The sequence below is a fragment of the Aliiruegeria lutimaris genome (genome assembly GCF_900099935.1).
GTDB classification, from domain to species: Bacteria; Pseudomonadota; Alphaproteobacteria; order Rhodobacterales; family Rhodobacteraceae; genus Tropicimonas; species Tropicimonas lutimaris.
Window position 1 is genome coordinate 1 of sequence record NZ_FNEK01000076.1, and the last position, 25,538, is coordinate 25,538.

Annotated in this window: 24 protein-coding genes and 1 pseudogene; 15 read left to right on the forward strand and 10 right to left on the reverse strand. The window is 63.2% G+C overall.

Annotated elements, in window-relative coordinates:
- Both BLR85_RS30575 and BLR85_RS23255 read right to left on the reverse strand, forming a co-directional pair.
- The coding region (locus BLR85_RS30575) for a helix-turn-helix domain-containing protein (protein ID WP_212635143.1) at positions 1-240 on the reverse strand (240 nt) is incomplete at its 3' end.
- Positions 241-411: 171 nt separating this feature from the next.
- Complete coding sequence (locus tag BLR85_RS23255) at positions 412-789, reverse strand: hypothetical protein (protein ID WP_093163098.1); 378 nt, start codon at positions 787-789, stop codon at positions 412-414.
- Positions 790-910: 121 nt separating this feature from the next.
- Here BLR85_RS23255 and hemF point away from each other — a divergent pair, with 121 nt between their 5' ends.
- Entirely contained in the window at positions 911-1,801 is an 891-nt protein-coding gene (gene hemF, locus BLR85_RS23260; RefSeq protein WP_093163100.1) for an oxygen-dependent coproporphyrinogen oxidase, read from the forward strand.
- A 6-nt stretch (positions 1,802-1,807) separates the two neighbouring features.
- Here hemF and BLR85_RS23265 read toward each other — a convergent pair whose 3' ends face one another.
- A complete protein-coding gene (locus tag BLR85_RS23265; protein WP_093163102.1) occupies positions 1,808-2,410 on the reverse strand; it encodes a trimeric intracellular cation channel family protein in 603 nt (200 codons plus the stop codon).
- A gap of 13 nt (positions 2,411-2,423) precedes the next feature.
- Positions 2,424-3,461: a uroporphyrinogen decarboxylase gene (gene hemE, locus BLR85_RS23270; protein WP_093163104.1), complete on the reverse strand. Its 1,038-nt coding sequence runs from the start codon at positions 3,459-3,461 to the stop codon at positions 2,424-2,426.
- 105 nt (positions 3,462-3,566) lie between these two features.
- On the opposite strand from hemE, the gene hemC reads away from it, so the two are divergent.
- The gene (gene hemC, locus BLR85_RS23275) at positions 3,567-4,523 is read left to right on the forward strand and encodes a hydroxymethylbilane synthase (RefSeq protein ID WP_093163106.1); all 957 of its coding nucleotides are present in this window, start codon (positions 3,567-3,569) and stop codon (positions 4,521-4,523) included.
- Between the two features lie 29 nt (positions 4,524-4,552).
- Here hemC and BLR85_RS23280 read toward each other — a convergent pair whose 3' ends face one another.
- The 4 genes from BLR85_RS23280 to BLR85_RS23295 form a co-directional block, all read right to left on the reverse strand.
- Entirely contained in the window at positions 4,553-6,118 is a 1,566-nt protein-coding gene (locus tag BLR85_RS23280; protein ID WP_093163108.1) for a Ppx/GppA family phosphatase, read from the reverse strand.
- A 465-nt stretch (positions 6,119-6,583) separates the two neighbouring features.
- Positions 6,584-8,758 (reverse strand): RNA degradosome polyphosphate kinase, encoded by a 2,175-nt coding sequence (locus BLR85_RS23285; protein WP_093163110.1) that lies wholly within the window; start codon positions 8,756-8,758, stop codon positions 6,584-6,586.
- A 66-nt stretch (positions 8,759-8,824) separates the two neighbouring features.
- On the reverse strand, positions 8,825-9,496 hold the full coding sequence (locus tag BLR85_RS23290; protein ID WP_093163112.1) for a P-loop NTPase family protein: 672 nt from the start codon (positions 9,494-9,496) through the stop codon (positions 8,825-8,827).
- The gene (locus tag BLR85_RS23295) at positions 9,496-10,581 is read right to left on the reverse strand and encodes an AI-2E family transporter (protein ID WP_093163114.1); all 1,086 of its coding nucleotides are present in this window, start codon (positions 10,579-10,581) and stop codon (positions 9,496-9,498) included. Before BLR85_RS23295 ends, BLR85_RS23290 begins: the two co-directional genes overlap by 1 nt.
- Positions 10,582-10,816: 235 nt before the next feature.
- On the opposite strand from BLR85_RS23295, the gene proS reads away from it, so the two are divergent.
- Positions 10,817-12,157, forward strand: coding sequence for a proline--tRNA ligase (gene proS, locus BLR85_RS23300; protein WP_093163116.1), 1,341 nt, complete (start codon positions 10,817-10,819; stop codon positions 12,155-12,157).
- A gap of 207 nt (positions 12,158-12,364) precedes the next feature.
- Here the strand turns inward: proS and BLR85_RS23305 are convergent, their stop codons facing one another.
- The gene (locus tag BLR85_RS23305) at positions 12,365-12,988 is read right to left on the reverse strand and encodes a hypothetical protein (RefSeq protein ID WP_093163118.1); all 624 of its coding nucleotides are present in this window, start codon (positions 12,986-12,988) and stop codon (positions 12,365-12,367) included.
- Between the two features lie 302 nt (positions 12,989-13,290).
- A complete protein-coding gene (locus tag BLR85_RS23310; protein WP_093163120.1) occupies positions 13,291-14,121 on the reverse strand; it encodes a TolB family protein in 831 nt (276 codons plus the stop codon).
- A gap of 146 nt (positions 14,122-14,267) precedes the next feature.
- On the opposite strand from BLR85_RS23310, the gene BLR85_RS23315 reads away from it, so the two are divergent.
- The 12 genes and pseudogenes from BLR85_RS23315 (at position 14,268) to BLR85_RS23370 (ending at position 25,448) form a co-directional block, all read left to right on the forward strand.
- Positions 14,268-15,554, forward strand: a complete 1,287-nt coding sequence (locus BLR85_RS23315) for a lipoprotein-releasing ABC transporter permease subunit (protein WP_093163123.1) — start codon at positions 14,268-14,270, stop codon at positions 15,552-15,554.
- A complete protein-coding gene (locus BLR85_RS23320) occupies positions 15,547-16,233 on the forward strand; it encodes an ABC transporter ATP-binding protein (RefSeq protein ID WP_093163125.1) in 687 nt (228 codons plus the stop codon). The genes BLR85_RS23315 and BLR85_RS23320 overlap by 8 nt, the downstream gene beginning before the upstream one ends.
- A gap of 317 nt (positions 16,234-16,550) precedes the next feature.
- Positions 16,551-16,955 carry a c-type cytochrome gene (locus BLR85_RS23325; RefSeq protein WP_170844721.1) on the forward strand — a complete coding sequence of 135 codons (405 nt, stop codon included), beginning with the start codon at positions 16,551-16,553 and terminating at the stop codon, positions 16,953-16,955.
- Positions 16,956-16,967: 12 nt separating this feature from the next.
- Positions 16,968-17,369: a c-type cytochrome gene (locus tag BLR85_RS23330; protein ID WP_093163129.1), complete on the forward strand. Its 402-nt coding sequence runs from the start codon at positions 16,968-16,970 to the stop codon at positions 17,367-17,369.
- A gap of 129 nt (positions 17,370-17,498) precedes the next feature.
- Positions 17,499-18,362: a MipA/OmpV family protein gene (locus tag BLR85_RS23335; protein ID WP_093163131.1), complete on the forward strand. Its 864-nt coding sequence runs from the start codon at positions 17,499-17,501 to the stop codon at positions 18,360-18,362.
- Positions 18,363-19,096: 734 nt separating this feature from the next.
- Positions 19,097-21,226: pseudogene (locus BLR85_RS30000) on the forward strand (putative bifunctional diguanylate cyclase/phosphodiesterase).
- A 168-nt stretch (positions 21,227-21,394) separates the two neighbouring features.
- A complete protein-coding gene (locus BLR85_RS29635) occupies positions 21,395-21,988 on the forward strand; it encodes a glycosyltransferase family 2 protein (protein ID WP_280138526.1) in 594 nt (197 codons plus the stop codon).
- Positions 21,943-22,380, forward strand: a complete 438-nt coding sequence (locus tag BLR85_RS29640; RefSeq protein ID WP_212635142.1) for a hypothetical protein — start codon at positions 21,943-21,945, stop codon at positions 22,378-22,380. Before BLR85_RS29635 ends, BLR85_RS29640 begins: the two co-directional genes overlap by 46 nt.
- A complete protein-coding gene (locus BLR85_RS23355; RefSeq protein ID WP_093163139.1) occupies positions 22,377-23,426 on the forward strand; it encodes a hypothetical protein in 1,050 nt (349 codons plus the stop codon). Before BLR85_RS29640 ends, BLR85_RS23355 begins: the two co-directional genes overlap by 4 nt.
- Positions 23,427-23,474: 48 nt before the next feature.
- A complete protein-coding gene (locus BLR85_RS23360; protein WP_093163142.1) occupies positions 23,475-23,957 on the forward strand; it encodes a hypothetical protein in 483 nt (160 codons plus the stop codon).
- Positions 23,954-25,006, forward strand: a complete 1,053-nt coding sequence (locus BLR85_RS23365; protein ID WP_093163145.1) for a lysylphosphatidylglycerol synthase transmembrane domain-containing protein — start codon at positions 23,954-23,956, stop codon at positions 25,004-25,006. The genes BLR85_RS23360 and BLR85_RS23365 overlap by 4 nt, the downstream gene beginning before the upstream one ends.
- Positions 24,948-25,448: a hypothetical protein gene (locus tag BLR85_RS23370; protein ID WP_093163148.1), complete on the forward strand. Its 501-nt coding sequence runs from the start codon at positions 24,948-24,950 to the stop codon at positions 25,446-25,448. The genes BLR85_RS23365 and BLR85_RS23370 overlap by 59 nt, the downstream gene beginning before the upstream one ends.
- Positions 25,449-25,538: the final 90 nt, after the last annotated feature.

A 25,538-nucleotide genomic window follows, 5' to 3' on the forward strand; every position in this document is an offset into this window, starting at 1 on the left:
CTCTCCCTTGTCGGCGATGCGCGCCTCAATCCAGCCGGTCACGCCGGCCAGTTTGCGGTGACCACCTCCGTTACCTTGCGGTCGTGGTGTCAGTGATCCGGTTTCCCGCCGCAGCTTGATCAGATCGTTCACAAATCTCGGCGAAACCCGGAAGTGCCGCGCCGCCTCGCGGTGCCCGTGACCTTCATCGACAAAAGCGACGACGCGCTCGCGTAGCTCTATTGGATGTGGTTTGCATATCTGAGACCCCTATATCTGCCTCAACAGAAGGGAATCACATCACAACCAATCTGGGAAGCCTGAATCAGATAGGCCGCGACACGCTCTAGACCGCGCGGTTTCATCTTTCTCCAAATACTTCCGCCGGAGGCACGATCCGCAGGATCGTTCGCTCATGTACAGATATCTCGATCACTTCAGCGGGAATTTTGCCTCGCAATAGGCGATCTTCTGTTGCGCCTCGGCTTCCGCTTGCTTGCGCGTCTGTTTCAGTTCGCGCAGCTTGCGTTCTTCGGTCGCGCGGTCGATGGCGACGGGCTCTTCGCGGACTCGGGTTTCGGGGACCGTGCAATAGTTCCACGCCAGGCTGTTTCGACGACTTCCGGCACACATGGTGACCCGGGACGTGGTGTAATACTCTCTTTGCAGCGCGTAGCCGCGCGCCAGGTTGGCCTGGGTTTCGGCGATGAGCTTGTCGATTGTGGCAAGCTCCCGCTGGGCGGTGGAGAGGCAACTCTCCCTCGGTGTGGCGCATCCCGCCAGGGCCAGCAGGGCGATCAGGGGAATCATCCTTTTCATAACGGCAGGTTAGCGCGCAAACCTTTCGCCGCCAATTGCCATCGCGCCATTCGAGGGCTGGCCGTATTTTTGCAAATCTGCTAGCGCTTGGCATTCGTCGGGGGAGAAACAGATGACCCAGCCAATGCAGGCAGAAAAAACGCGCGCCTCAGAGTGGTTTCGCACGCTGCGGGACAGGATCGTGGCGGCATTCGAACAGCTTGAGGACAGCCAGCTCGATGGTCCGTTTGCCGAAAGCCCCGCTGGGCGTTTCGAGCTGCGCGAGACAAAGCGTGAGGCTGCCGATGGTGGCGATGCAGGCGGCGGGTTGATGAGCGTCATGCGCGGCGGGCGTGTGTTCGAAAAGGTCGGAGTGAATGTCTCCACCGTCCATGGCACGCTGGGCGAGGCGGCGCAGAAGGCGATGGCGGCGCGCGGTGTGCCGGGAATTGCCGAGAACCCGCGTTTCTGGGCCTCGGGCATCAGCCTTGTGGCGCATATGCAGAACCCGCACACGCCGGCCGTGCACATGAATACCCGCATGTTCTGGACGCCGGAGGCGTGGTGGTTCGGCGGTGGCGCCGATCTCAACCCCTGCATTGAATATGACGAGGATACAGCGGCCTTCCATTCGGTGCTGAAACAGGCATGCGACGGGCATGGCGCCGATTACTATGATCGGTTCAAGGCCTGGGCGGACGAGTATTTCTTTGTTCCGCATCGCGGCCGGGCGCGCGGCGTTGGCGGTATCTTCTATGACGATCTGAACACCGGCAACTGGGAGGCGGATTTCGCTTTCACCAAGGCGGTTGGCGAGGCGTTTCTGCCGGCCTTCCTGCCGATCACGGAAAAGCGTCGCAACACGCGCTGGAATACGGCGGACAAGGAGGCGCAACTCGTCCATCGTGGCCTCTATGCCGAATACAACCTTGTCTATGACCGGGGCACCAAGTTCGGCCTGGCCACGGGGCATGACCCGGAAGCGGTGCTGATGTCCCTGCCGCCACTGGCGAAGTGGATCTGAGGCGGCTCAGGCGCTGCGCAGGATGACGATACAGCGGGTTGCGAGCATGAAGACGAAGGCCACGAGAATGGCCACCCATTCCGGTCCGACCCGCTGCAACAGGATGAAGACGGCGCCACCGGCCAGCGAGATCGTGGCGTAAAGGTCCTTCTTCAGGATCACCGGGGTGATATTGCTCAGAAGGTCGCGGATCATGCCGCCGACCGTGCCGGTGATGCAGCCGATCAGGATGGCGATGATCGCGGAGGTGTCTTCCATTAGCGCGATGCTGGTCCCGATCAGTGTGAACAGCGCCAGACCCATCGCGTCGAGATACATCAGTAGCCGAAGGCGCCGCCCACCCCCCGCTTCCATCCGATCCGCCAGGAAAAAACACAGCACGGCCACCGGGATTGCCGTGGCGATATAGGTCTGGTCCGTGATCCAGAAGACGGGCGTGCGGCCCAGCAGCATGTCGCGCACGGTGCCGCCGCCGAGTGCCGTGGCGAAGGCCAGGACGGTCGCGCCGTAGAGGTCGAATTCCTGGCGCACCGCTTGCACGGCGGCGGATGCCGCCATGGCCGCCGTGGCGAGGATCGTCAGCGCAAGCGTGAGGTGCGAGAACAGCATGGGCGCGCCCGCCTCAGCCGGCGGCGTGGCTGCGCACGGTCTCGATCATCAACGCGACATTCTCCGGGTCGGCATCGGGCGTGATGCCGTGGCCGAGATTGAAGATATGCGGGCCCTTGGAGAAGGTCTCGACGATGTGGCGGGTCTCGTCGATCAGCGCCTGACCGCCGGTGACCATGTGCGAGGAGGCGAGGTTGCCTTGCACGCAGCCATCGACCTGCACGTGTTCCGCGGCCCATTCGGGGGAGACGGAATTGTCCAGCGCCACGCAATCGGCGCCGGTCGCCTTGGCAAAGCCCACGTATTTCTCGCCCGCCTCGCGGGGGAAGGCGATGATCGGCAGGTCGGGATGGCGCGCTTTCAGTTCGGCGACGATCCGTTTGGCGGGTTCGAGCGCGTATTTGTCGAAATCCGCGCCCTTGAGCGAGCCAGCCCAGCTGTCGAAAAGCTTCACCGTTTCGGCGCCGGCCTGCACCTGCATCGAGAGGTATTCGATGGTCGCCTCGGTCAGCCGATCCAGCAGCGCCTCGAAAAGCGGCCGGTTTGCGTCCTTGAGCGCATGGGCCGGCCCCTGGTCCGGCGTGCCGCGCCCGGCGATCATGTAGGTGGCCACGGTCCAGGGCGCCCCGGCAAAGCCGATCAGCGCCGTCTCGGAGGGCAACTCGCGGGAGAGGATCCGCACCGTCTCGTAGATCGGTGCAAGATGGTCGTGAATATCGTCCTTGCCCTTGAGCTTTTCGAAATCAGCTTGCTCAGTGATCGTCGACAGCCGCGGCCCTTCGCCGGTGACAAACCAAAGATCCGCACCGAGCGCCTCGGGGATCAGCAGGATATCGGCGAACAGAATAGCGGCGTCGAAACCATAACGGCGGATCGGTTGCAGCGTCACCTCGGCGGCCAGCTCGGAGTTGTAGCACAGCGACAGGAAATCGCCGGCCTGCGCACGGGTTGCGCGATATTCCGGCAAGTAGCGGCCTGCCTGACGCATCATCCAGATCGGCGGCACCGCCTGCGTTTCCCCCGCCAGCGCCCTGAGCAATTTCTTGGTCATTGGTTTCCTCCCCGCAACTCGTCCCGTTGGGTGCGGCCTCAGCGACCGGAAGTCAAGCAGGTGGGGTGTTGTCAGGCCGCGAGGCGGCAATTATGGACGGATCTCATGAACCAATCGCTGCCCACTCCCGCTTCGCCCCTCAAGATCGGAACCCGTGGTTCGCCGCTGGCGCTGGCACAGGCGCATGAGACGCGCGCCCGCCTCGGTGCCGCCTTCGATCTGCCGGCCGAGGCTTTCGAAATCGTGGTCATCAAGACCACGGGCGATGACCGTGCGCTGATCGATGCCGACCGCCCACTCAAGGAGATCGGCAACAAGGGGCTCTTCACAAAGGAGATCGAGGAAGCGCTCCTGGATAGCTCCATCGACATCGCCGTGCACTCGATGAAGGACATGCCGGTGGAACAGCCCGAGGGGCTGCTGCTGGATTGCTACCTGCCGCGCGAGGATGTGCGGGACGCATTCGTGACGGTGGGCGGAAAGCCGTTCTTCGAACTCCGCCAGGGCGCGGTTGTCGGTACGTCCTCGTTGCGGCGCAAGGCACAATTGCTGCATCGTCGACCCGACCTGAAGGTGGTGGAATTCCGTGGCAACGTGCAGACGCGCATGCGCAAGCTGGCCGAAGGCGTGGCCGAAGCGACCTTCCTGGCCTGTGCCGGTCTGAACCGGCTGGGTCTGGATATTCCCCGTGTTGCGATCGAGGCGGAGGAGATGCTGCCCGCCGTGGCCCAGGGCGCGATCGGCATCGAGCGGCGTGCGCAGGACGCGCGCACCAAGCGGATGCTGGAGGCGATCCACCATGTGCCGACGGGCAAGCGCCTCGCCGCGGAGCGGGCTTTCCTCGCTGCTCTGGACGGATCTTGCGAGACACCCATTGCCGGGCTTGCCCTTCTGGAAGGGAACGAGATCTGGCTGCGTGGTGAGATCCTGCGTCCGGATGGAAGCGAATGCCTGGTGGATTCGGCCAGGGCACCTGTCGCGCAAGGTGAAGCGTTAGGGCGCGAACTGGCCGAACGGCTTCTGGAGCGGGCAGGACCGGGCTTCTTCGAGTTTCAGGGATAAGGGGCCGGGGCGCGGCCCATCTGTCGCGCTTAAGTCAGCTTGCGGACAGAACGGTGCCCCTTGGTGAGCGTAACGATCTTTTCGACATCCATCGCGCGTGCAAGCGAGGTGAGGCGGGCATCGGCGACTTCGCCGTAGAGCGCGACGGATTCCGGCGGCAGCCGCAGTTCCAGCGTACGCTTCTTGGGACGATAGTTGAACTTTCCCATGCCCTCGGGATTGGCAAAGGAGAACATCGCGCCGAAACGCATGGCCTTGCCGAGGATCTCGGCCTCCTTCACCTGTTTTTCGTTCAGCAGTGCCAGCAGCGGTTCGAAACGGTCGCCGGGTCGCGCATTGCGATAGCGATGTGCCAGAGAGAGGCCGAGATAGACGCGCCCCGGATGATCGATCCCGGCGAGGTTGCCGCGCGTGGCGCTGTCGAAACAGACCTCGGCTCGATAGTCCGGATGGGCACGCCAGCTGACATCGTGCAGAAGGCAGGCTGCCTGGATCCACCGTGGGTTGCCCGTGGGGCGCCGGAAGAGCGGCGAAATGAACTCGTGCAGGATCCGGCCAAAACCCGGAATGCGCGCCGAGCTGTCCTGTGAGTGGCGCGCCGCCTCGATCAGCGGGTCGCGGCAGCGTATGCGCTGTGGCATCTGCTCGTAGAGAAGGCCTTCGCGGATTCCGTAGCCGGAGGTCACGATCTCGCGGATGCCGAATTTCGAGATCAGGCGGCGCAGCACTTCGCCGGCCATCGGCACCAGCGAGATCCGTGCCATCGATAGCCCGGCCCGCTGGCGCAGGGGCTCCAGCTCCTGCTGGGCGATCCAGTCCAGCGTGGCGCGCACGGATTTCGGCGTCATCCGGTAATCGTGCAAGACCGACAGCGGGTATTCGCGCCGGACCATGTCGAGCCGCGCGATGGCCCGCCAGGAGCCGCCGACAAGATAGAGCCGCTCGTGATGCACGATCTTCTCTGCCAGCTCATCGAGCACCTGGCAGATTTCCCTGTCCCGCCGCTTGCGCCCGCCCTTCATGGTTTCGAGCCGCAGCGGGCCGAGCGGCGTGGTCGCCCTCTCCCAGACACGACCGCCTTCGATGCGTGCAAGCTCCATCGAGGAGCCGCCGATGTCACAGGCCAGCCCTTCGGCATCAGGCCAGCCGAGCAGCACGCCCTGTGCGGAGAGTCGCGCCTCCTCCTCGCCGTCGATCACGTGGATGGTCTGACCGGTTTCGCGCTCGACTTCTCGGCGAAATTCGTCTCCATCCTCCGCCACGCGTACCGCGGCCGTGGCCACGGCGGTCAACGGCGGAATGCCCATGCCGCGCGCGAGCGTCGTGAAACGCCGTATTGCCATCAGGGCCCGTTCGCGCCCCTTCGGATTAAGGCGCCCGGTTTGGTCCATTCCAGCGCCGAGCCCGGCCATGACCTTTTCGTTGAAAAAATATGCGGGGCTTCGCGCGGCCCCGTCGAACACGACCAGACGAACCGAGTTGGAGCCGATGTCGATCACGCCGACCCGCGAAAGGGCGTGCGCGGCCGGGTCTTCGAAAATCGGTCTTCCGAAGGGGCCCCAATCGCTATGCGCCTCGGGTATCCCGTCGTCCATGTCGACCTCCGTCTGCAAGTGGTTTGACTGTGCTCATGCGAAGCGGCGAAGGTCAATGTGTAGAGGCAGAAAGCAGAGCGTTTTCGTAGGAAGCGTGACGAGTTGTTTCGTTCCTAGGGTCCGGCTGCCATTCGGGGCGCGCGCGCTTCGCGCGCGTAAACGATCCTGCGGACCGTGCCTCCGGCAGGGATATTTGAGGAAAGATGATTAAAGAAGCAAATACCCAGCACTTTCCGGGTTCGCATGGCTTCAGCCTTTTGGGATTTCCTCTTTCGTCAAATATCCTGGGGGAGCGCTCGTCAGAGCGCGGGGGCAAAGCCCCCTCATGGCAACCGCAACTGGTTCTGTTTCGGCCCCGGTCTTCCGGTTTATTCAGGTCTCAACCTTTTTGGTCCCGATTGTTTCGAGGGCGGCCGTTCGCAGGTGGCAGTCTCCACCACGCGCGGGGCGATCTGCCGGTCTGCCTCAGTCCTTGCTATGTGTCAGTTCCGGCACATCCGCGGCCCCGGCCGTGCCGCGGCCGGAAAGCGAGGGGTTCTCCATGAAGAAACGGTGGCAGTTGAAGCCGGACTCGCCGTCGGGCAGGGGGTAGCGCTCGAAGGTGCCGTCGGGGTTCAAAACCCAGCTTTGCGCTTCGTCGGCCATGTTGGCAGCCATGATCTGACTCACGATCTGTGCCTTCACGGTCGGGTTTTCGACTTCGACCAGCGTTTCCACCCGGCGGTTGAGGTTTCGGCCCATCCAGTCGGCCGATGAGAAATAGACCTTGCAGCGTTTCGATGGCAACCCGGCGCCATTGCCGAAACAGACGATCCGGGAGTGCTCGAGGAACCGTCCGACGATGGATTTTACCCGGATATTCTCAGAAAGCCCCTTGATGCCGGGGCGCAAGCCGCAGATGCCGCGAATAACGAGGCTGATCTTCACCCCTGCCTGGCTGGCTTCGTAAAGCGCGTCGATCACTTCCGAGTCGATCAGCGAGTTCATCTTGGCCCAGATCTCGGCGGGTTTGCCCGCCCGCGCCAGTTCCGCCTCCCTGCCGATCATCTCGATCAGCTTCGGCTTGAGCGAGTGCGGTGAGATCGCCAGGTTTTCCAGAACTTCCGGCTGCGCATAACCCGTCAGGTAATTGAACACCTTGGTCGCATCGCGTCCGAGCGCGTCGTCACATGTGAAGAAGCTCAGGTCGGTGTAGATCTTGGCGGTGATCGGGTGGTAATTGCCGGTACCGTAATGGGTATAGGTTACCAGCCGGTCACCCTCGCGGCGCACGACAGTGCTGATCTTGGCATGTGTCTTGTAGTTGGTGAACCCGTAGACGACATGCGCGCCTGCGCGTTCGAGCTTGCGCGACTGCCGGATATTGGCTGCCTCGTCGAAGCGGGCCTTGAGCTCGACCAGCGCAGTAACGGATTTTCCGTCTTCGGCCGCCTCGCAGAGCGCCTCGACGATGGGCGATTTCTTGGACGTCCGGTAAAGCGTCTGCTTGATCGCCAGCACGTTGGGGTCACGGGCCGCCTGTTGCAGGAAACGCACCACCATGTCGAATGTCTCGTAGGGGTGATGCAGCAACATGTCCTTCTGCTTGATCGCCTCGAACATGTCGCCGTCATGGTCTTGAACCCGCTCGGGTACCCGAGGCGTGAAAGAGGGCCAGAGCAGGTCCGGGCGGTCATCGAGCACCAGTTCCTTGAGATCGGCAAGGCCCAGCAGGCCCCTGACCTCGACAACCTCGTCGCCCGAAACGGCCAGTTCCTCCATGATTGTCGCGCGCAGCGCTTCCGGTGCGCCGGCGGTCATCTTCAAGCGGATCACGTCGCCCCGCCGACGGCGTTTCAGCGCGACTTCGAACTCCCGCACCAGGTCCTCGGCCTCCTCCTCGACTTCGAGGTCGCTGTCCCGAAGCACGCGGAAGGCGCAATGCCCTTCGAGCCGGTAGCCGGGGAAGAGCGAGCCGAGATGCAGGATCAGCAGGTCTTCCAGCGGCAGGAACCGGTGCGAGCGGTCCTCGGAGGGCAGGCGGATAAAGCGGTCGACCTGAGCCGGGATCGGCAGCAGTGCCTGCCTGGAAACGCCGTCACTCTCCCGGTTGAGCTGGAGCGCAAGGCAGAAGCCGGTATTGGGAATGAACGGGAAGGGGTGGGCCGGGTCGATGGCAAGCGGCGACAGAACCGGGAAGACCTGCGACAGGAAATGCGTTTCCAGGTGGAGCTTGTCCGCGCGGTTCAGGCGCGAGCGGGTCAGAAGCTCGATGCCTTCGGCTTCCATTTCCTTCTTGAGCTTGTTCCAGGCCGTCTGCTGTGCCTGGAGCAGGCCCCGGGCATTCTCGTCGATCTCTTCAAGCTGTTCGAGCGGTGTCAGGCCATCTGCGGCCGGCGAGGAGTGCCCCTCCCGGGCAAGCTCCCGAAGGCCAGCCACGCGGACGGTATAGAATTCGTCTAGGTTCGTCGCGGAGATGGAGACGAACCGCACCCGCTCCAGCAGCGGCACCCGCGGATTCGTCGCTTCCTCCAATACCCGCCAGTTGAAGGCGAGCCAGCTCAGTTCCCGGTTGAAGAACCGTTTCGGACCGCTGACCTGCGCGGCAGGAATTTCGATGGGCGTGGCGAAGGGAGCTGTGAGGAAATTGGCGTTTGTCATGGAACCTTCTGGGTGGGTTGTCGGGGTGGAAGAAAGGAGTCAGGATAATGGCGAAGCCGCCCGAGTTTATCCCCGATCCATGTCTTCTTCCAACAGTTCCGCTGCAAGTTTCGGGCCGATGGGACGCCCCGTCGCAAGCGCGCGGGAATCGAGCTCGGCAACGATCCGCCCGGCCTCGGCAAAGGAACGGTCCATCCGCTTCACCAGCCAGGGAACGAGGCGCGACTGCGGGGTAATCTGGCGATCGTTGAAGAGCTTGTAGAGCAATGCCTGCAGCAGCAGGTCATCGGGCGGCTCGAGCCGGACCGACGGCGTGCCGCGCATGCGGCTGGTCAGGTCCGGCAGTGCGATCGGCCAGAGGGCAGGCGGCTGGATTCCGCTGACAAGCAAGCGCCCGCCCTCGGCCAGGACGAAATTGTGCAGGTGGAAAAGGGCGCGTTCCGCCTCCGCATCGCCGGCGATCTCGGGCACGTCCTCGATGGCGAAATTGCCGGGGCGGGGCTCCCAGTCGACGACATCGCGCGCCGGCAGGATCTCGGCGTCCGCGTCGCTCGCCCAGACATGGGTGAGATGCGTCTTGCCAGAGCCTTCGGGCCCGATCAGGGCCAGCTTTCCCGCTGGCCAGTCCCGCCAGCGATCGATTTCAGCCACGGCAATCGCGTTGCCCGGTGACAGGAAGAAGTTTTCCCGCCCGGTGGCCGAACGCACGGGCAGGTCTAGGTTGAGCTGCTCTGACATTACAACCCCTCGAGATCCTGCGCCGAAACCTCGCCGGATTTCCCTCGGTAGAGTTTCCCGTCGAGGTATTTTTCGGTCAGGAAGCGCACGATGACTCCCATCACCGCGGAAACAGGAACCGCGACCAGCATCCCGACAAATCCGAAGAGCGAGCCGAATACGGACAGCGCCAGCAGCAGCCAGACTGGATGCAGGCCCACCGAGCCGCCGACGAGCTTGGGGGTCAGCACATTGCCTTCCAGCACCTGGCCGGAAAAGAAGATCCCGGCCACGATGGCGATCATGGTCCATTCACCCCAGAACTGGAACAGGGCAAGCCCGATGGCCAGCGCCCCGCCAAGCAGCGCGCCGATATAGGGAATGAATGTCAGAAGCCCCGCGAACGCACCGACCACCAGCCCGAAATCGAGCCCGACGGCGAACAGGCCCACGCAATAGTAGATGCCCAGCAAAAGGCAGACCGTCCCCTGGCCACGCAGGAAACCGGCAAGCGTCAGGTCGATCTCTCCGGCCAGCTGGCGGATCGTCGGCGCGTGATCGCGCGGCAGCAATTCGTCGACGCGCGCAACCAGCCGGTCCCAGTCCAGCAACAGGTAGAAGGCCACGACAGGGGCGATCACGAGCAGCGTCAGGATGCCCACAATGCTCGATACCGATGCCATGGCGCCGTTGAGAAGTTCGGCCCCCTTGGAGGAAACGACCTTGCCCAGCGATGCCAGCGATTGGCGGATCGTGGATTCACTGTCCACCAGGGACGGGAAACGTTCCGTCAGGAAGTTCTGGAGATTGTTTGCCAGTTCCGGCAGCGAGGCGAAGAGCGCCATGGTCTGGTCGATCAATGTCGGAATCACCAGCAGGACCATCATGACGAAGAGGAACACGCTCGCCAGTGCGATGATCGAGACGCCAAGTGGGCGCGACATTCCCCTTGCCTCGAACCAGTCCGCGAACGGGTCCAGAAGATAGGCAATCGCGGCGCCGAGAATAAAGGGCATGATGACGTCGCCCAACACCCAGAGTACCGCGAAAAAAACAATCGCGACGGTGCTCCAGATCTTAACTTGTGACTGTACCGGCAGGGCCATGAAACATCCTTTCAGCCCGGTTTCGCCCAGCCTCAACGCTTTTGCAAGCCACGAAGGCGATTGCCGCCGACGCTCGCCGCCGCTTGCGCGACACCTGCCCCGGGCCCATTGGTGCGTCTTCTGTGCCTGCGGCCCAGCTTCTTCTGACCAAAAATATCCTCCGGGGGGTGCGGGGGGTGGAAAACCCCCCGCCCTTTGCGTAACGGAGACGACAAAGACAAAGAGGAATCGCCCCATGCGCCTGAGCCGCTACTTCCTTCCCGTTCTCAAGGAGACGCCCGCGGAGGCCCAGATCGTCAGCCACCGCCTCATGCTGCGGGCCGGCATGATCAAGCAGATGAGCGCCGGGATCTATGCCTGGCTGCCGCTCGGCTTCAAGATGCTGCGTAAGATCGAGAACATCGTCCACGAGGAGCAGATCCGCGCCGGCCACATCCCGGTGTTGATGCCGACGCTGCAATCGGCAGAGCTGTGGCGCGAGTCCGGCCGCTATGACGGCTATGGCGAGGAGATGCTGCGCATGCAGGATCGCCATGGCCGCGACATGCTCTTCTCGCCAACCGCCGAGGAGATGTTCACCGACACCTTCCGCAGCTATGTGAAGTCCTACAAGGACCTGCCGCTGACGATCTACCAGATCCAGTGGAAGTTCCGCGACGAGATCCGTCCGCGTTTCGGCGTCATGCGGGGTCGGGAGTTCCTGATGAAGGACGGCTACAATTTCGACCTGACCAAGGAAGACGCGCTGCACGCCTATAACCGTCACCTGGTGAGCTACTTGCGCACGTATGAGCGCATGGGACTGCAGGCGATCCCGATGCGCGCCGAGAGCGGCCCGATCGGCGGCGACAACACGCATGAATTCCTCGTGCTGGCCGAGACCGGCGAGAGCGGTGTCTTCTATGACAGCGAGATCACCGACCTGAAATTCGGCGACCGTGAAGTCGATTACGACAACGTGGAACAGTGCCAGGGTGTGCTGGAGGAGTTCACGTCCCGCTACGCTCGCACCGACGACACGCATGATCAGGCCGCGTTCGAGGCGCAGGTGCCCGAAGAGCGCCGGCGCGAGGCGCGTGGCATCGAGGTCGGCCAGATCTTCTATTTCGGTACCAAGTATTCCGAGCCGATGGGCGCGACCGTCACCGATGCCGAAGGCAACAAGGTGCCGGTCCATATGGGCTCGCACGGAATCGGCGTCTCCCGCCTGCTCGGCGCGCTGATCGAGGCCAACCATGACGAGAACGGCATCATCTGGCCCGAGGGGGTCACGCCTTTTCATGTGGGCATCGTCAACCTCAAGCAGGGTGACGCGGCTGCCGACGGTGCCTGCGAGGATCTCTACAAGGCGCTCACCGCCAAGGGGCTGGAGCCGCTCTATGACGACCGCAACGAACGCGCGGGCGGCAAGTTCGCCACGATGGACCTGATCGGCCTGCCCTGGCGGATCACCGTGGGACCGCGCGGGCTCAAGAACGGTGTTGTCGAGCTTACCTCCCGTCGTACCGGCGAGAGCGAGGAGCTGACGCCGGAACTGGCAGTCGCGCGTGTCGCGGAGATATATGCCGGGCACTGATCCGGAACGGAGTGCCGCTTTGACGATCTTGTGGACATCCGGGCAATAGCCACGGATGACCGCTTCGATTGCCAAGACAGGCATTATTGACGGCATCTCGTCATATGCCCGCCGAGACGAGGTCTACCGGCACATGACCGGAACGGAGCGCAACCGTTGCCGGCAAATCGTCCGTACAAAAGGGAAACCTCGTTCTCCTCGCCATGTTCAGCTGAGGAAAGGATCGGGATTGCGGTGTTTGAACACGCTTTCCTCCTCGCCGAAGTTGCGCTCGATTTCGTGGGCATGAACGTCATCGCCGCCGGCCCGTTTCAATATCTCGATGGCCAGCCTTTCCTCTTCGTCATCACCGACGGCTACCCAAAACAGGATCCCGCCTCCACGCAGGTGTGCCTCCAACTGGTCAGCATGCGTCTTTCCGATCGCCCGGGCCAGCACGCTTCCGAGACCACCGCCGACAGCCCCGCCGGCTGCCGCTGCCAGCAGCACTGTCGCCAAGGCGCCGCCGCTGGCCACGACCATCAGCGCTCCGCCCATTGCCCCTATATACAGGGGTAGCCCGAACACGGCGGTTTCAGCCGTGAACCGGTCGGACTTGAAGGCAAACGCGCGCTGCGGAACCCGCGGATCGTCCTCCATCACCTCGACCGGCTCGAAGTGGTGACCGAGCCGTTTCGCGATTGAGTCCTGGTCCCCGATAACGTTTAGCCGACTTTGCGGAAAGCCGGCCTGCACGAGATCTTCCGCGGCTGCTTCGAGCTTCTCGGCATCGTGAAAGACCGCAACGACTTCGCGCACGGAATAATAGTTGGTGACAGTGGAATCAGACATTCGTCACTCCTTTTCTTCGTGGCTTTGTCTGGTCTTCGGAGAACCTCTGCGCCGTTCCTCTTGTGATCCGCCGCAAAGACCTCCCCATGGGCGGCTTACCATTTTCGGCGCGGACTGGCGTTGACGCTTGTCAAGGACAAAAGCCGGAATGGTGAATTGGAAGACCCTTGCGGGCGTCTTGGAGAAAATGGCCTGGGCCGAAACCAGGGATCTTCTTGCTTAAGTGCCGAAAAAGCTCGCCCCCCCAGAACCGGGGGGCGCGTAAAACGTTCCAAGGTCGGCTCCTCTCGGGGAGCCGACCTTCAGACCTCGTAGCTTACGAACGCGAACCGCCGTCCGTCCGAGGCCCAGCAGGGGCTGTTGAGCGTGCCCTGTCCGCCGAAAAGCCTTAGCAGGATCCGGGCCTCGCCACCTTCCGCAGGCATCAGCCGCAGGTCCACGTCGCGGTTGGGTGGGTGGCCCTCGGTGCCGGGTTCGTAGCTCATGTAGAGCACATGTGCCCCGTCGGGAGAGGGATGTGGGAACCAGTTGACGCGGGTGTCAAAGGTCATCTGCTCCAACCCGCTCCCGTCCAGCCGGATGCGCCAGAGATCGACTGCGCCGTTCTTCTCGCCATTGAACCAGATCCACGCCCCGTCAGGCGTATGATCCGGCCCGTCGCAGGTGTCGAAGCCGAAGGTCAGCCGCCGCTCCGGCCCGCCATCTGCAGGGCAGATATAGATATCCGCGCCATCGTCATAACCATGCCGGAAGGCGGGATAGGTGATCGTCCCGCCATCCGGTGACCAGCCGTGGAAATAGGAGGGAGTATTCTCGCTGACTCGCTTCGGTGTGCCACCGGCGGACGGAAGAGTATAGATACAGGCCTTGCCGGTTTCCGTCTTGTCGGTGATCGCGATCAGGCGGCCATCGGGCGAGAGGCCATGGTCGTTGTTTATCCGTCTCGCGAAGCCGGTATCGATTGGCTCCAAGCGTGGGGCTTCGAGGGGCAACCGAAAAAGTCGCCCATCGGAATTCACCAACAGTTGATCGTCTCCCGGCATCCAGTTCGGGGCCTCTAGGTGGCGGTCGCTGCGCAGAAAGCTGGTGGCCGTGCCAGTCGAAAGGTCGAAAATCGCGATATTGCTGATCATATTCGGAACCGCTCCGCTTTGGCTCGTTTCCACGAGATGACATCGGACGCCTCTCCGGGGCAAGCCTCCCGCGGTCGCGCAGCGTCGGGCTGTTGACGCTCCCGCCTTTCCCGGTCATGCAGACGGGAAAATGCGGGAGCAGATAATTGGCGAAAAGCCCACCCCCCTTTGCCGGTTTCGAATGGATGATCGCCTGGCGCTACCTGCGTGCGCGGCGCGCCGAGGGCGGCGTGTCGGTCATGACATGGATAAGCCTTGTCGGTATCACGCTCGCGGTTTTCGCCCTCGTGGCGACACTGGCCGTGCGATCCGGTTTCCGGGCGGAGTTCGTGGACACGATCCTCGGCGCGAATGCGCATGTGACGGTCTATAATTCCGTCACCGTGACGGAAACGGGGCAGTCCAATCGGGTGATCGACGATTACGATGCCATGGCCGACCGCTTGCGGGAGGTGCCCGGCGTCACCCGCGTGGCGCCCCTGGTCAAGGGGCAGGTCATGGCGAGCTATCGCGGTCGCAATGCGGGGGCCGAGGTCTTTGGCATCTCCGCCGAGGACCTTGCCACGATTCCGCGCATTGCCGAGCCGGAGCAAAGCCTTGGCGATATCGCCCGCTTCGAGGAGGGGATCGCCATCGGCTGGGGCGTTGCTCAGCAGCTCAACGCTTCCGTGGGCGACCGTATCAAGCTGATCTCGCCCGATGGCGCCAAGACACCCTTTGGCACCTCGCCGCGGGTGAATATTTACGAAGTCGTCTATATCTTCCAGGCCGGCCGCTATGATATCGACCGCACCCGCGCCTACCTGCCCTTTGCCGAGGCGCAGGTCTATTTCAACCGCGAGGGCGTGGCCGACGAACTGGAAGTGATGGTGGCCAATCCCGACGCGGTGGAACAGATGACCCTGCCGCTGCTGCGGGCGGGGGGCGAGCGGGTGCTGCTCTGGACCTGGCGCGATGCGTCGGGTGCCTTCCTGCGTGCGCTGGAGGTCGAGGACAACGTGATGTTCGTGATCCTGTCGATCCTGGTGCTGATCGCGGCAATGAACATCATCTCCGGCCTGATCATGCTGGTGAAGAACAAGGGGCGCGATATCGGCATCCTGCGCACGATGGGGCTGACCGAGGGCTCGGTCATGCGGGTTTTCTTCATCTGCGGGGCTTCCGTCGGCACGGTGGGCACGGTTGCGGGCGTGATCCTCGGCTGCCTTTTTGCGATCTATATCGACCCGATCTTTTCCTTCGTGAATTACGTCTCCGGCGGCGGTGTCTGGGATCCGTCGATCCGCGGCATCTATGCGTTGCCGGCGAAGCTGGAACTGGCCGATGTCCTCTCGGCCGTGGTGCTGTCGCTGGGCCTGTCCTTCGGCGTGACCATCTTCCCGGCGCGGCGGGCGGCAAGGATGAACCCGGTGGAGGCATTGCGCTATGAGTGACCCGGTTCTGGAACTTCAGGGCATTGCCAAGTGCTACAACCCGGGCCAGCCGGGGGCGGTCAATGTGCTGGAGTATTGCGACCTGTCGGTGGCCGCAGGCGAGGTGGTGGCGCTCGTCGCGCCCTCGGGGGCAGGCAAGTCGACGCTTCTGCATATTGCCGGGCTTCTGGACACACCCGATTCAGGCGCGGTGTTGCTGAACGGCCAGCAGATGACAGGCAAGGGCGACCAGGCGCGGACGATCGCGCGACGGCGCGAGGTCGGTTTCGTCTACCAGTTTCATCACCTGCTGCCGGAATTCAGCGCGGCAGAAAATATCGTTCTGCCGCAGCTGGCCAATGGCGTGGCGCGCGGCGCGGCCGAGGAGCGGGCCGCGGCATTGCTTGGCTCGGTCGGCCTGTCCGAGCGGATGACGCATCGTCCGGCGCAGCTGTCTGGCGGCGAGCAACAACGGGTGGCTTTTTGCCGGGCGCTGGCCAATCAGCCGCGACTTCTGCTGGCCGACGAGCCTACGGGAAATCTCGACCCGGCCACCTCCGAGACCGTCTTTGCCGCGTTGATGGCACTGGTCCGCGATACCGGGATGGGAGCGCTGATTGCCACGCATAATTTCGAGCTCGCCGGGCGGATGGACCGTGTCGTGCGGCTGGATACGGGTCGGCTTGTAACGCAGAGCTGACCAATTGTTTGCAACTGGAATGTCTGCCTGCTGGAGGGAGTAGCCATCCGATAGCGCACTGCGCGCGTGAACGATCCTGTGGATCGCACCTCCGGCGGAGGTATTTTCAGGAAAGAAGAATGACGACTGTGCCCATATCATCTTTCCAAAAAATATCCTGGGGGGAGCGCTCGTAAGAGCGCGGGGGGCTAAGCCCCCGTTGCCGTCCGTAGGTGAATGTCGCGGGCAACGGCATTGGTAGGGCAATTCGAGCTATGACCCAGATCATGGACAGGCCGCCGGATATCCGCGAAGCTTCCGCCAAGAGGGAGATGCTTATGAAACCGGTGGTTTGGTCGATATGTACCTTGCTCTGGCTGCTTCCCGCCGCTGCGAATGCGGATGAAACGCTGGAAGAGGGGGAGCGAGTCTTTCAGGAGGCCTGTGCCGGCTGCCACGGATTGGGAGCGCGGGGCGACGGGCCGACGGCGGCGCTATTGAGTGTTCCGGTGCCAGACCTCACCCTGTTTGCCAGCCGTCAGGACGGAATGTTCGATGCTGCCCGCATGGTACGTTTGATCGACGGGCAGGACGGGTTGGCGGCGCATGGCGGGCCGATGCCGATGTTTGGCGGCCTGCTGACAGGCCAATCGGTTGTGATCGACGGATGGGACGGATCTCCGGTTTCGACCACGGCGCCGATCCTCTCGGTCGTGCGCTGGCTGGAAACGCAACAGCGATAGGAGGCATACGTGATGTCGGCAAGAATCGCGGTCCTGTTGTCGGCGCTTCTGCTGCCTGCAAATGTGCACGCCATGGATGCGCAGGCGGGAAAGGCACTGTTCCAACGCTATTGCGCGACTTGCCACGGCGGCACAGGTGGCGGGGACGGCCCGACTGCAAGGATCATCTCGGTTGCGCCGACGAAACTGACGGAACTCTCCGCGGCCAATGGTGGCCTTTTCCCATTTTCCCGCGTCATCCGGCGAATCGACGGGCGTGAGATAGTGGTGGCACATGGAAGCCCAATGCCGATCTACGGTGCGTTTTTCGAGGGTGACGATCTGGTGCTTGTTCCCTCGGACGACGGGGAGATCGAGGCCAGCCCGCCCGTGATCGCCATCGCGCGCTACCTGGAGGAAATTCAGGAGAAGTAGATTTGACGAATTGTTTGTGACAATGAAACGACGGCACCGACTCCAAATTCCACGGTTACTTGAAACGTTCGGCGCGCAAGCTAATGTCAGGTTTGCTGCCATCGCCATCAGCCGATTCGGGGAAACGTCGTGAAATCCTTTGTGACTTGTGCCATTGCCGCAATAGCGGCCCTTTCCCTGACCAATGGGGCAATTGCGCAGGAATCTGCGCTGGACGATCCTGCGTCTTCAGAGCTTGCCACGGCGGTCCAGGACACGACGCCGGTCGCACTGCGCATCGATCCCACCAAGAATGTCATTCTGCGCTACGATATCCGGGCCGGCGTTCAGGCGCGCCCGGCCTATTTCGGCTCCGACGAGATGGTGGCATCGCCCGATTTCGCACTGCATTTCGACTACGCTCGGCTAAAAGGCCTCGGCGAGTACGGGGATCCGAATGGAACCGGCGTTCCGCGTGCCGTCGGCGTTCGCGGATCGCTGCGCTTCATCGGTAAGCGGAGCGCTGACGACTTCGACGAACTGGAAGGTCTAGAAGACATCGATCCGTCGCTGGAACTCGGTGTCGGGCTCGTCTATCGCCAGAAGAACTTCGAAGCATTCGGCGATGTGCGTTACGGCGCGATCGGGCATAACGGGTTTGTCGGCGAGCTTGGTGCAGATGCCATCGTCTTCCCCAATGAGCGTTGGGAGTTCCGGCTCGGACCGCGGATGGTCTTTGGCGATGACAAGTTCGCCAATACCTATTTCGGCGTCAGCGACAGCGAGTCCGCCGATAGTGGACTGGCATCCTACAACGCCGATGGTGGCCTGCTCGGCGCCGGGTTCGAAGCCAAGGCGCGCTATCGGTTCAATGACTTGTGGGGGCTTGAGGCGTCTGTCCGTGCGGACCGGCTTCTCAACAGCGCCGCGGATTCTCCGATTACCGAGATGGGAAGCGAAGATCAGTTCCGCATCCGCCTCGGCATTACCCGCGAGTTGGTGCTGCAGTTCTGACAAGGCCCTCGACGTTTGACCTCCCGGTTTTCAAGACGTGACATGGTTCGGCGCCCCAAAGGGGCGGACAAATCCAGTTCCTGCCGAAGCAGGCGGAGCTAGATCGTGCCACGAGCCTCCTGTTTTGGTGATCCATTCGGCGAGATGGGGCGAAATTCGGGATGGAGAGGAAACCTGCATGGCTGGCAGGGAGGCCGCCAGTCATGATGCGCTTGGACAAGCATGATCGGTCCGGATTGCGTGCCGCGATTGCCTCCCGAGAGACTTTTGGCGAACTATTCAAACCGGCGGCGCCGCTGGTTGGAATGCTGCTCGGGGTGATCTCTGTCGTTACTCTCACGCGGGTAGTTCAATATGGCCCGACACCAATTCGCCTGCTGCAACTTGTGACAAGCATAGGGATGATGCTGGCTTGCGTGACAGGCGGCGCTGGCATGAGGTTCGGATGGCAGGCCATATGCATCGCCGGGTTCATGCTTCTGTCCGTTACGGGGATGGTGCAGTTCGGATTGGCCGCGCCGGGTGTTCTCGCCTTTGTCGCAGCGAATATCCTGACCGCGATCTTTGTCAGGAAGCGGGTCGCGCAAATCCTGTTGTTGGTCCAGTTCCTGTTTTTTACCCTGATTGCAGGGGCCTTCCGGTTCGTGTTGATCGAACCGCGCCTGGACCTGACGGCGCTGAACGCGGATCCGTTGAACTGGTTGCTGCTGGCGGTCTGCCTGGCAGCGCTCTCGATGTTTTGCATCCATCTCGTCGAGCGCTCGCGCCAGCATTGGCAAACGGTCAACGCCGCGCTCGCGCGCCAGAAGGAGACGCTTGAAACCCTCGTGCAACACGCCCCCGAAGGGATCGTGGTGCAGGACATGGAGGCAGGGCATTTTACCGTCGCCAATCCGGCGGCCGAGCGTCTGCTGGCCACACCGGCGGAGAGGCTGATCGGGAGGGCGGGGCTGTGTGACTTCGCTTCCGCGCGACGATCGGATGCACGCCTGTCCATAGCGGTGGTCGAGGCTTTCCTGTCGGAAGCCCTCGAGGGCGAGGTTCCGCGCTTCGAATGGGCCCTGCGGGATGCCAAAGGGCGGGAGTTTCCCTGCGAGATGACGCTTGCGCGGCTGCCGGGTCCCGGCCGGCGGCTGGTCCGGGTGAGTTTCACGGATATATCCGACCGTGCCGAGGCCGGACGGATGCGCAACCTGAACACGGCCGTTCTTCGCAACAGCTCGGAGGGCATGATCCGTTGCGACAGGGCGGGAACGATCCAATGGGTCAACCCGGCCTTCGAAAAGGACACGGGCTTCGCGTTGCTGCAAGTGTCCGGAGAGAACCTGGGCACCTTCCTGTTGGGGGCGGCGCGGACGGTCGTGATGGAGATCGTCGAAGGTGGTGCGGCGATTTCTCCCGTTTCCGGTCCGCTCTGGAGTGGCGAGATGAAGTTCCGCCACCGGGACGGCGAACCCATTTTCACATGGGCGACTGTGAACGCCCTGCACGATGCCACCGAGCAGCTGGCAGGTTTCGTGGTCCTGATCCGCAATCGCAGTGAATTGCTGCGGGTAAACAGGCAGCTCAGCCAACAGGCGGAGACGGATCACCTGACCGGGCTGACCAACCGGATTGGCCTGATCCGGAAAATCGACGTCGCATTGGCAGAGGCGGCCGGGACGCCGGTCGCGTTGGTCAGTCTCGATATCGACCAATTCAAACAGGCCAATGACCGGTATGGCGATGATAGAGGTGACCAGATCCTGTTGCAGCTGACCGGGCGACTGCAGGGCTGTATCGAGGCGGGCGACCGGCTGGCGCGCCATTCCGGCGAGGAATTCAGCGTGGTGCTGCAGGGGGCTGACGCGGTGGAACGCGCGCAGGACCTCGTTCCCCGGCTTCGAGCCGAGCTGTCCCGCCCCTTCGAATTCCAGGGCGGGACAATGCAGCTGAGCGCATCGATCGCGGTTGCTTGTAGCCCCGATCACGCGGCGGATGCGGCCGGCTTGGTCCGGGCGGCGGACCAGGCGCTTTACGTGGCCAAGTCCGGCGGCGGCAACCGGGTCGTGAGCTACACGCCCGAGATCGGACGGCGCGCGCATGACCGGGTACGCCTCGTGGACGAGATCGAGCAGGGGCTCTGCCGGGGCGAGTTCCGGCTGCTCTACCAGCCCGTGGTCGCGCTCCGGGACGGCCGCCTTGCCAAGGTCGAGGCGCTGGTGCGTTGCCAACATCCAGAGCTCGGCCTGCTGGGCCCGGACCGGTTCATTCCCCATGCCGAGGAGGCACGCGTGATCGACCGGATCGGGGATTGAGTCTTTCACCAGTGCATCAATGACCTGCCGTCGATGCAGGCGCGTTTCGGATCGGATTTCCAAGTGAGCCTGAACGTGTCTCCGCTACAACTGGCCAGCGGCGATGCGTCCCGTTTCGAGGCGTGGGAGGAAAGCCTGCGGGCGCTGGGGCAGGGCGGCGGGCTGGTTTTCGAAATCACGGAAAGCGCGATGCTGGACCCCAACCCGGCGACGATAACGCGCTTGCAGGCGTTCCGCGCCGCCGGTGTTCAGATCGCGCTGGACGATTTCGGCGCTGGCCATACCTCGCTTCGTTACTATCTCAACCACGATTTCGACTTCCTGAAGATCGACCGGGAATTCGTCACCGGCGGCCCGGAGAGTGCGCGCGCAAGGGCGCTGTGCGAGTCCCTTCTCGGCTTTGCCAGCCGGTTGGACGCCGTGGCCATCGCCGAAGGGGTTGAAACGCCGGCACAGGTCGACATGCTGCGGCAGGCAGGGTGCCAGCTCGGTCAGGGGTACTTTTTCTCGCCGCCCTTGCCACTGGAGAAATTGCTGGAGTTGCCATTGACCCTTCCGCTGGACTGAACGCGGCGTCGCGTTCGCTCTCCGGGACGTGGCCGGCCAATGGGCGTATCGTTGCCCGCGGGCTTGACGCGCGTCATGCAAAGGGGCGATTCTTCCGGCCAACACCGCAGATCCATTCTCCATGGAAAGTTCACGAAAATCTTGCGTATTGTCATTTAAATCCCCTGTCTGAACGAGGAAGCGACGATCGCGGGCACGATCACCGGCATTCGTGAAGCGACGCGGGAGTTGGGAGACGTCATCGTGCTCGTCGTCGATGACGGCTCGACCGATCGCAGCGTCGCGGAAGCCTTTGCCGGCGGCGCCGATCACGTTGTGCGCCACAGGATCAACCGTGGCCTCGCGCGCGCCTACATGACCGGGCTTGCCGTCGCGATGAATCTCGGTGCCGACGTGATCGTCAACACCGATGCCGACAACCAGTACAAGGCCACGGGCATTCCCGCTCTGGTGCAACCGATCCTCGACGGCAAGGCCGACATGGTGGTTGGTGCGCGCCCGATCGAGGATATCGAGCATTTCTCGCCGCTCAAGAAACGGCTGCAGCGCTTCGGCTCGCGCATGGTGCGTTTGCTCAGCCATACCGAGGTGACCGATGCCACCTCCGGCTTCCGCGCGATCAGCCGCGAGACGGCGCTACGCCTCAACACCCTGTCGGAATACACCTACACGCTGGAGACCCTCATTCAGGCCGGTCGCAGCGGGCTGCGGGTGGCGTGGTCGATATCGACACCAACCCGCCGACGCGGGAGTCGCCCCTGATTGGCTCCACCCGCAAATACGTGATGACTTCCAGCATGGACATGATGCGAGTCTTTGTCGTGTACGCGCCGTTTCGGGCCTACCTGATCGCCGGTAGCGTGCTGCTCGCGGGCACCTTGTTGCTCGGTATGCGGTACCTGCTGATGGTCGGTTTTGGCGATCCCGCCCGGACCTACACACCGAGCCTGATCCTCGCAGGGATCCTCGCTGGCCTTGGCTTCCTGATCGTTGGGCTTGGGATCATCGGCGAATTGCAGGCGGTGAACCGGCGCATCCTCGAAGAGCTGCGCCTGAACCAGCGCCGCAAGGTTGTGCTCGAAGGAAAAGTCATGGCGCAGGTGACCTACCAGACTGCCAAACGTCCCGAAGAACTCGAGAGTTGTGAGAAATGAGCGAGATGCGTGCCCGACTTTACCGTCTTGGTGCTCAGAGTCTGGCGAAAATCCTGACCCATCAGGACCGGGTTCCGCACAGTCCGACCTACGGCTGCTTCGACCGCAACTTCTGGCACTTGCGCATTACCGATTTCCCCTCCGGAATGGCGCAGGAATTCGTGTTGCCGCTGGCGCTGGCCCATGCGCATCCCTTCGAGGGCAACCCGTTCCACCAGAACGAGACCATCCGGGAGTGGATCCGCGCCGGCATCGCCTATGCCGCGCTGAGCGCGCACAAGGACGGGTCCTGCGATGATTACTACCCGTTCGAAAAGGCAGCCGGTGCTGCGGCGTTTTCGCAATACGCGATGCTTGAGGCGCTGCGCCTGACCGGGCTGGACCCCGTACCTTTCCTGCCCTTCCTGAAGCTGCGCGGCGATTGGCTTGGCAAGCACCAGGAGAGCGGCAGGTTGTCGAACCACGAGGCGCTGATTGCCAATGGCCTGCTCCGGCTGGCCGTACTCAGTGGCGATCAGGACTTTGCCGGGATGGCCGAGCGCCGCGTGGAGCGGCTGCTGTCGTGGCAATCGGACGAAGGCTGGTTTTTCGAATACCAGGGGGCCGATCCCGGCTACCTGACGCTGACCATCGCCAATATGGCCGAGATCGACGCGCTGCGCCCGGACCAGGGTCTGCGCCCGGCCATCGGCAAGGCAATCGACTTCCTCGCCGGCATCCAGCCGCCCGATGGTTGGCTCGGCGGCGAGTGGACCAGCCGCAACACCAACAACTACTTCCCGCACGGGATGGAGGTCTGCGGCGCCTGGCACCCGGTGGCGCTGACGGTGAACGACAGCGCCGTCGCTGCGATGGACCCGGCACCGGAATATGACGACGACCACATTCTCGCCCATCACAGCTGGTCCTGCCTGAAAGCGGCGATCGGCTGGTGTGCGACACGTCCCAAAGCCGCCGGTGCGTTGCCCGAGGCGGGCCTCTCTATCCGGCGTGCGGGGGCATCGACCCTGCTGGTCGCGACCAAGAAGGGCGGCAGCTATCGTTAATACGTTGGCCACGCTCTGAAGCGCGCCGATACCGGGGTTTCGCTGCGGGTGAAATCCGGCAGGAAGACCCGCACGCTGGTCTGCCACCTGTGGACCGACGCGCCCGAGATGGTCGTTGACGGGCAAGGCTTGACGCTCTCCGGCACGATGGGGCGTTCCAAGGCGAGCCAGATGACACCGGTGAAGAACGTGATCCTGCGGGTGCTCATGCTGACGATTGGTCGGCTCAACCCGGATCTCGTCCGGCAGGCCCTGCAACGGCTGCTGATCACCGGCAAGGACAGCACGGCCTTGCGGTTCGAGCGGCGTTTCGCGCTGTCGGAGGCGGGGCTGGAGGTTCAGGACTGCATTCACGGCCTCGACGATCTCGTCGAGGCCGGCATCGGCCCGGCCCAGACCTCGATCTACACGGTGATGAGCCGCGTCTATCACCCGCCGCAGCTTCAGCCGTGGGAAGATCTGAGCGCCGAGATCCAGCCGGGCGACGGGCTGCGGCTTGAGCAAAGTGCAAACCTCCCGGCCGCGTCATGAAGCGTCTGATTTCCATCGCTGTCAGCCTGGCGATCCTGTCGATTGTCTGGGCCATGCTGGACCGGGGCGCGATCTGGGCCGCGCTGAAACAGACCGATCCGGGCCTGCTGGCGCTGTCGCTTCTGTGGCTGGTCGGGCTGGTCGGGATCTCGGCGCTGCGCCTGATCGCGCTGGCCCGTGTCACCGATTTCTTCCTTCCGCCACGCCGCGCGCTGGAGGCGACCTTTGTGGCCAACACGCTCAACATGGTGCTTCCGGGCAAGCTGGGCGACCTGCTCAAGGCCGCCTCGATGGCCGGTGCCGGGGCAGGGGAGATGCCCGCGGCGCTTTCGTTGGGCGCCTGGGAAAAGCTGATGGACCTCGTCATGCTCTTCGTCGTGGCCGCCCTTGCGAGCGGTTTTCTCGGCTGCGCGCCAGTCCTGACGGCATTCCTTGCGCTTGCCGGAGGCGCGGGGCTTGCCGTCGCGCTCGTGCCGGGTGCCATCGCCTTCCTTGCCGCCCGCATGGGTGTGCGCGGCGTGAAATTCGCCGATGCCTGGGGGGCGATGGTGCGGCGGTTGCGGGCGCGTCCGGGCGGGCTGGCAACGGTCGTCGGCATGACCGCGCTGCTCTGGGCGGGGCACCTAGTGCAGATCGCGATGATGATGACGGCGCTGGGCGTTTCGGGGGATGCGGGTTTCTGGGGGCAGGTGTTGGCCATGATCCCGATTGCCATCGTCGCCGGGCTGGTCCCGCTTACCTTTGCCGGTGTCGGCACCCGCGATGCGGCCATCGTGACGCTTTTCGGCGGCACTATCGGCGGCGAGACAGCGGCGGCACTCGGTGTGCTGTTCTGGCTGCGTTACCTCGTGCCCGGCCTTTTGGGGCTGCCGCTGGTGCCGCGTTATGCCGGGCAGATCCGCGCCCATTTGCGCGCGCGCAGGGTTGATGCGGTGGCTTTCGGCATCGACCCTGCCGCCGCTGGCAATCTTCCCGCTGGTGCTCGTGGCGATGGTGTCGCAAGTGCTGCCCGAGGCGCTGACGGACCCTTGGGCGATCACCGAGGATGACGGTCGCCATTTCGTCGTCTGGCTGCGGGCGATGGCCGACCTAGAGCTGTTCCGAAACGATCCGATTGCCGCCAATTTCGGGGCAGTGACGCCAGCCCCCTACAAGTGGCTCTTCCTGCTGGCTGTCTGGCTCGGCATCGACGTGGTGAGCTGGCAATTGCTGGTGCTGGCCCCCTCAATCGTGGCCCTGACGCTTTGGGCCGCGAACCGGTTCTTGGGACATTACTTCCCCGATCCGCTCATCCAGGCGCTGAGCCTTGCGCTGATGGTCTACGTGTCGATGGACGACCTCGTGGCGGGGCTGTTCGCGCTGGCCTGCGAGCGCCGGATCGCGGCAGCCGAACCGCTCCTGACCTTCGCCGCGCTTGCGGCCACATTGGTGGGGCTGGCGACCTTTCTGCGCTCGACTGGTGCAACCGGCGAGGATTTTTCACTGGCCTAAAGCGTACCGCCAAAAACCTGAATCGTTGGGATTCCGTTGAAGCCTGATCTGTGATTCATCCTGTTTGGGAGGATGGATCATGTCAGCACC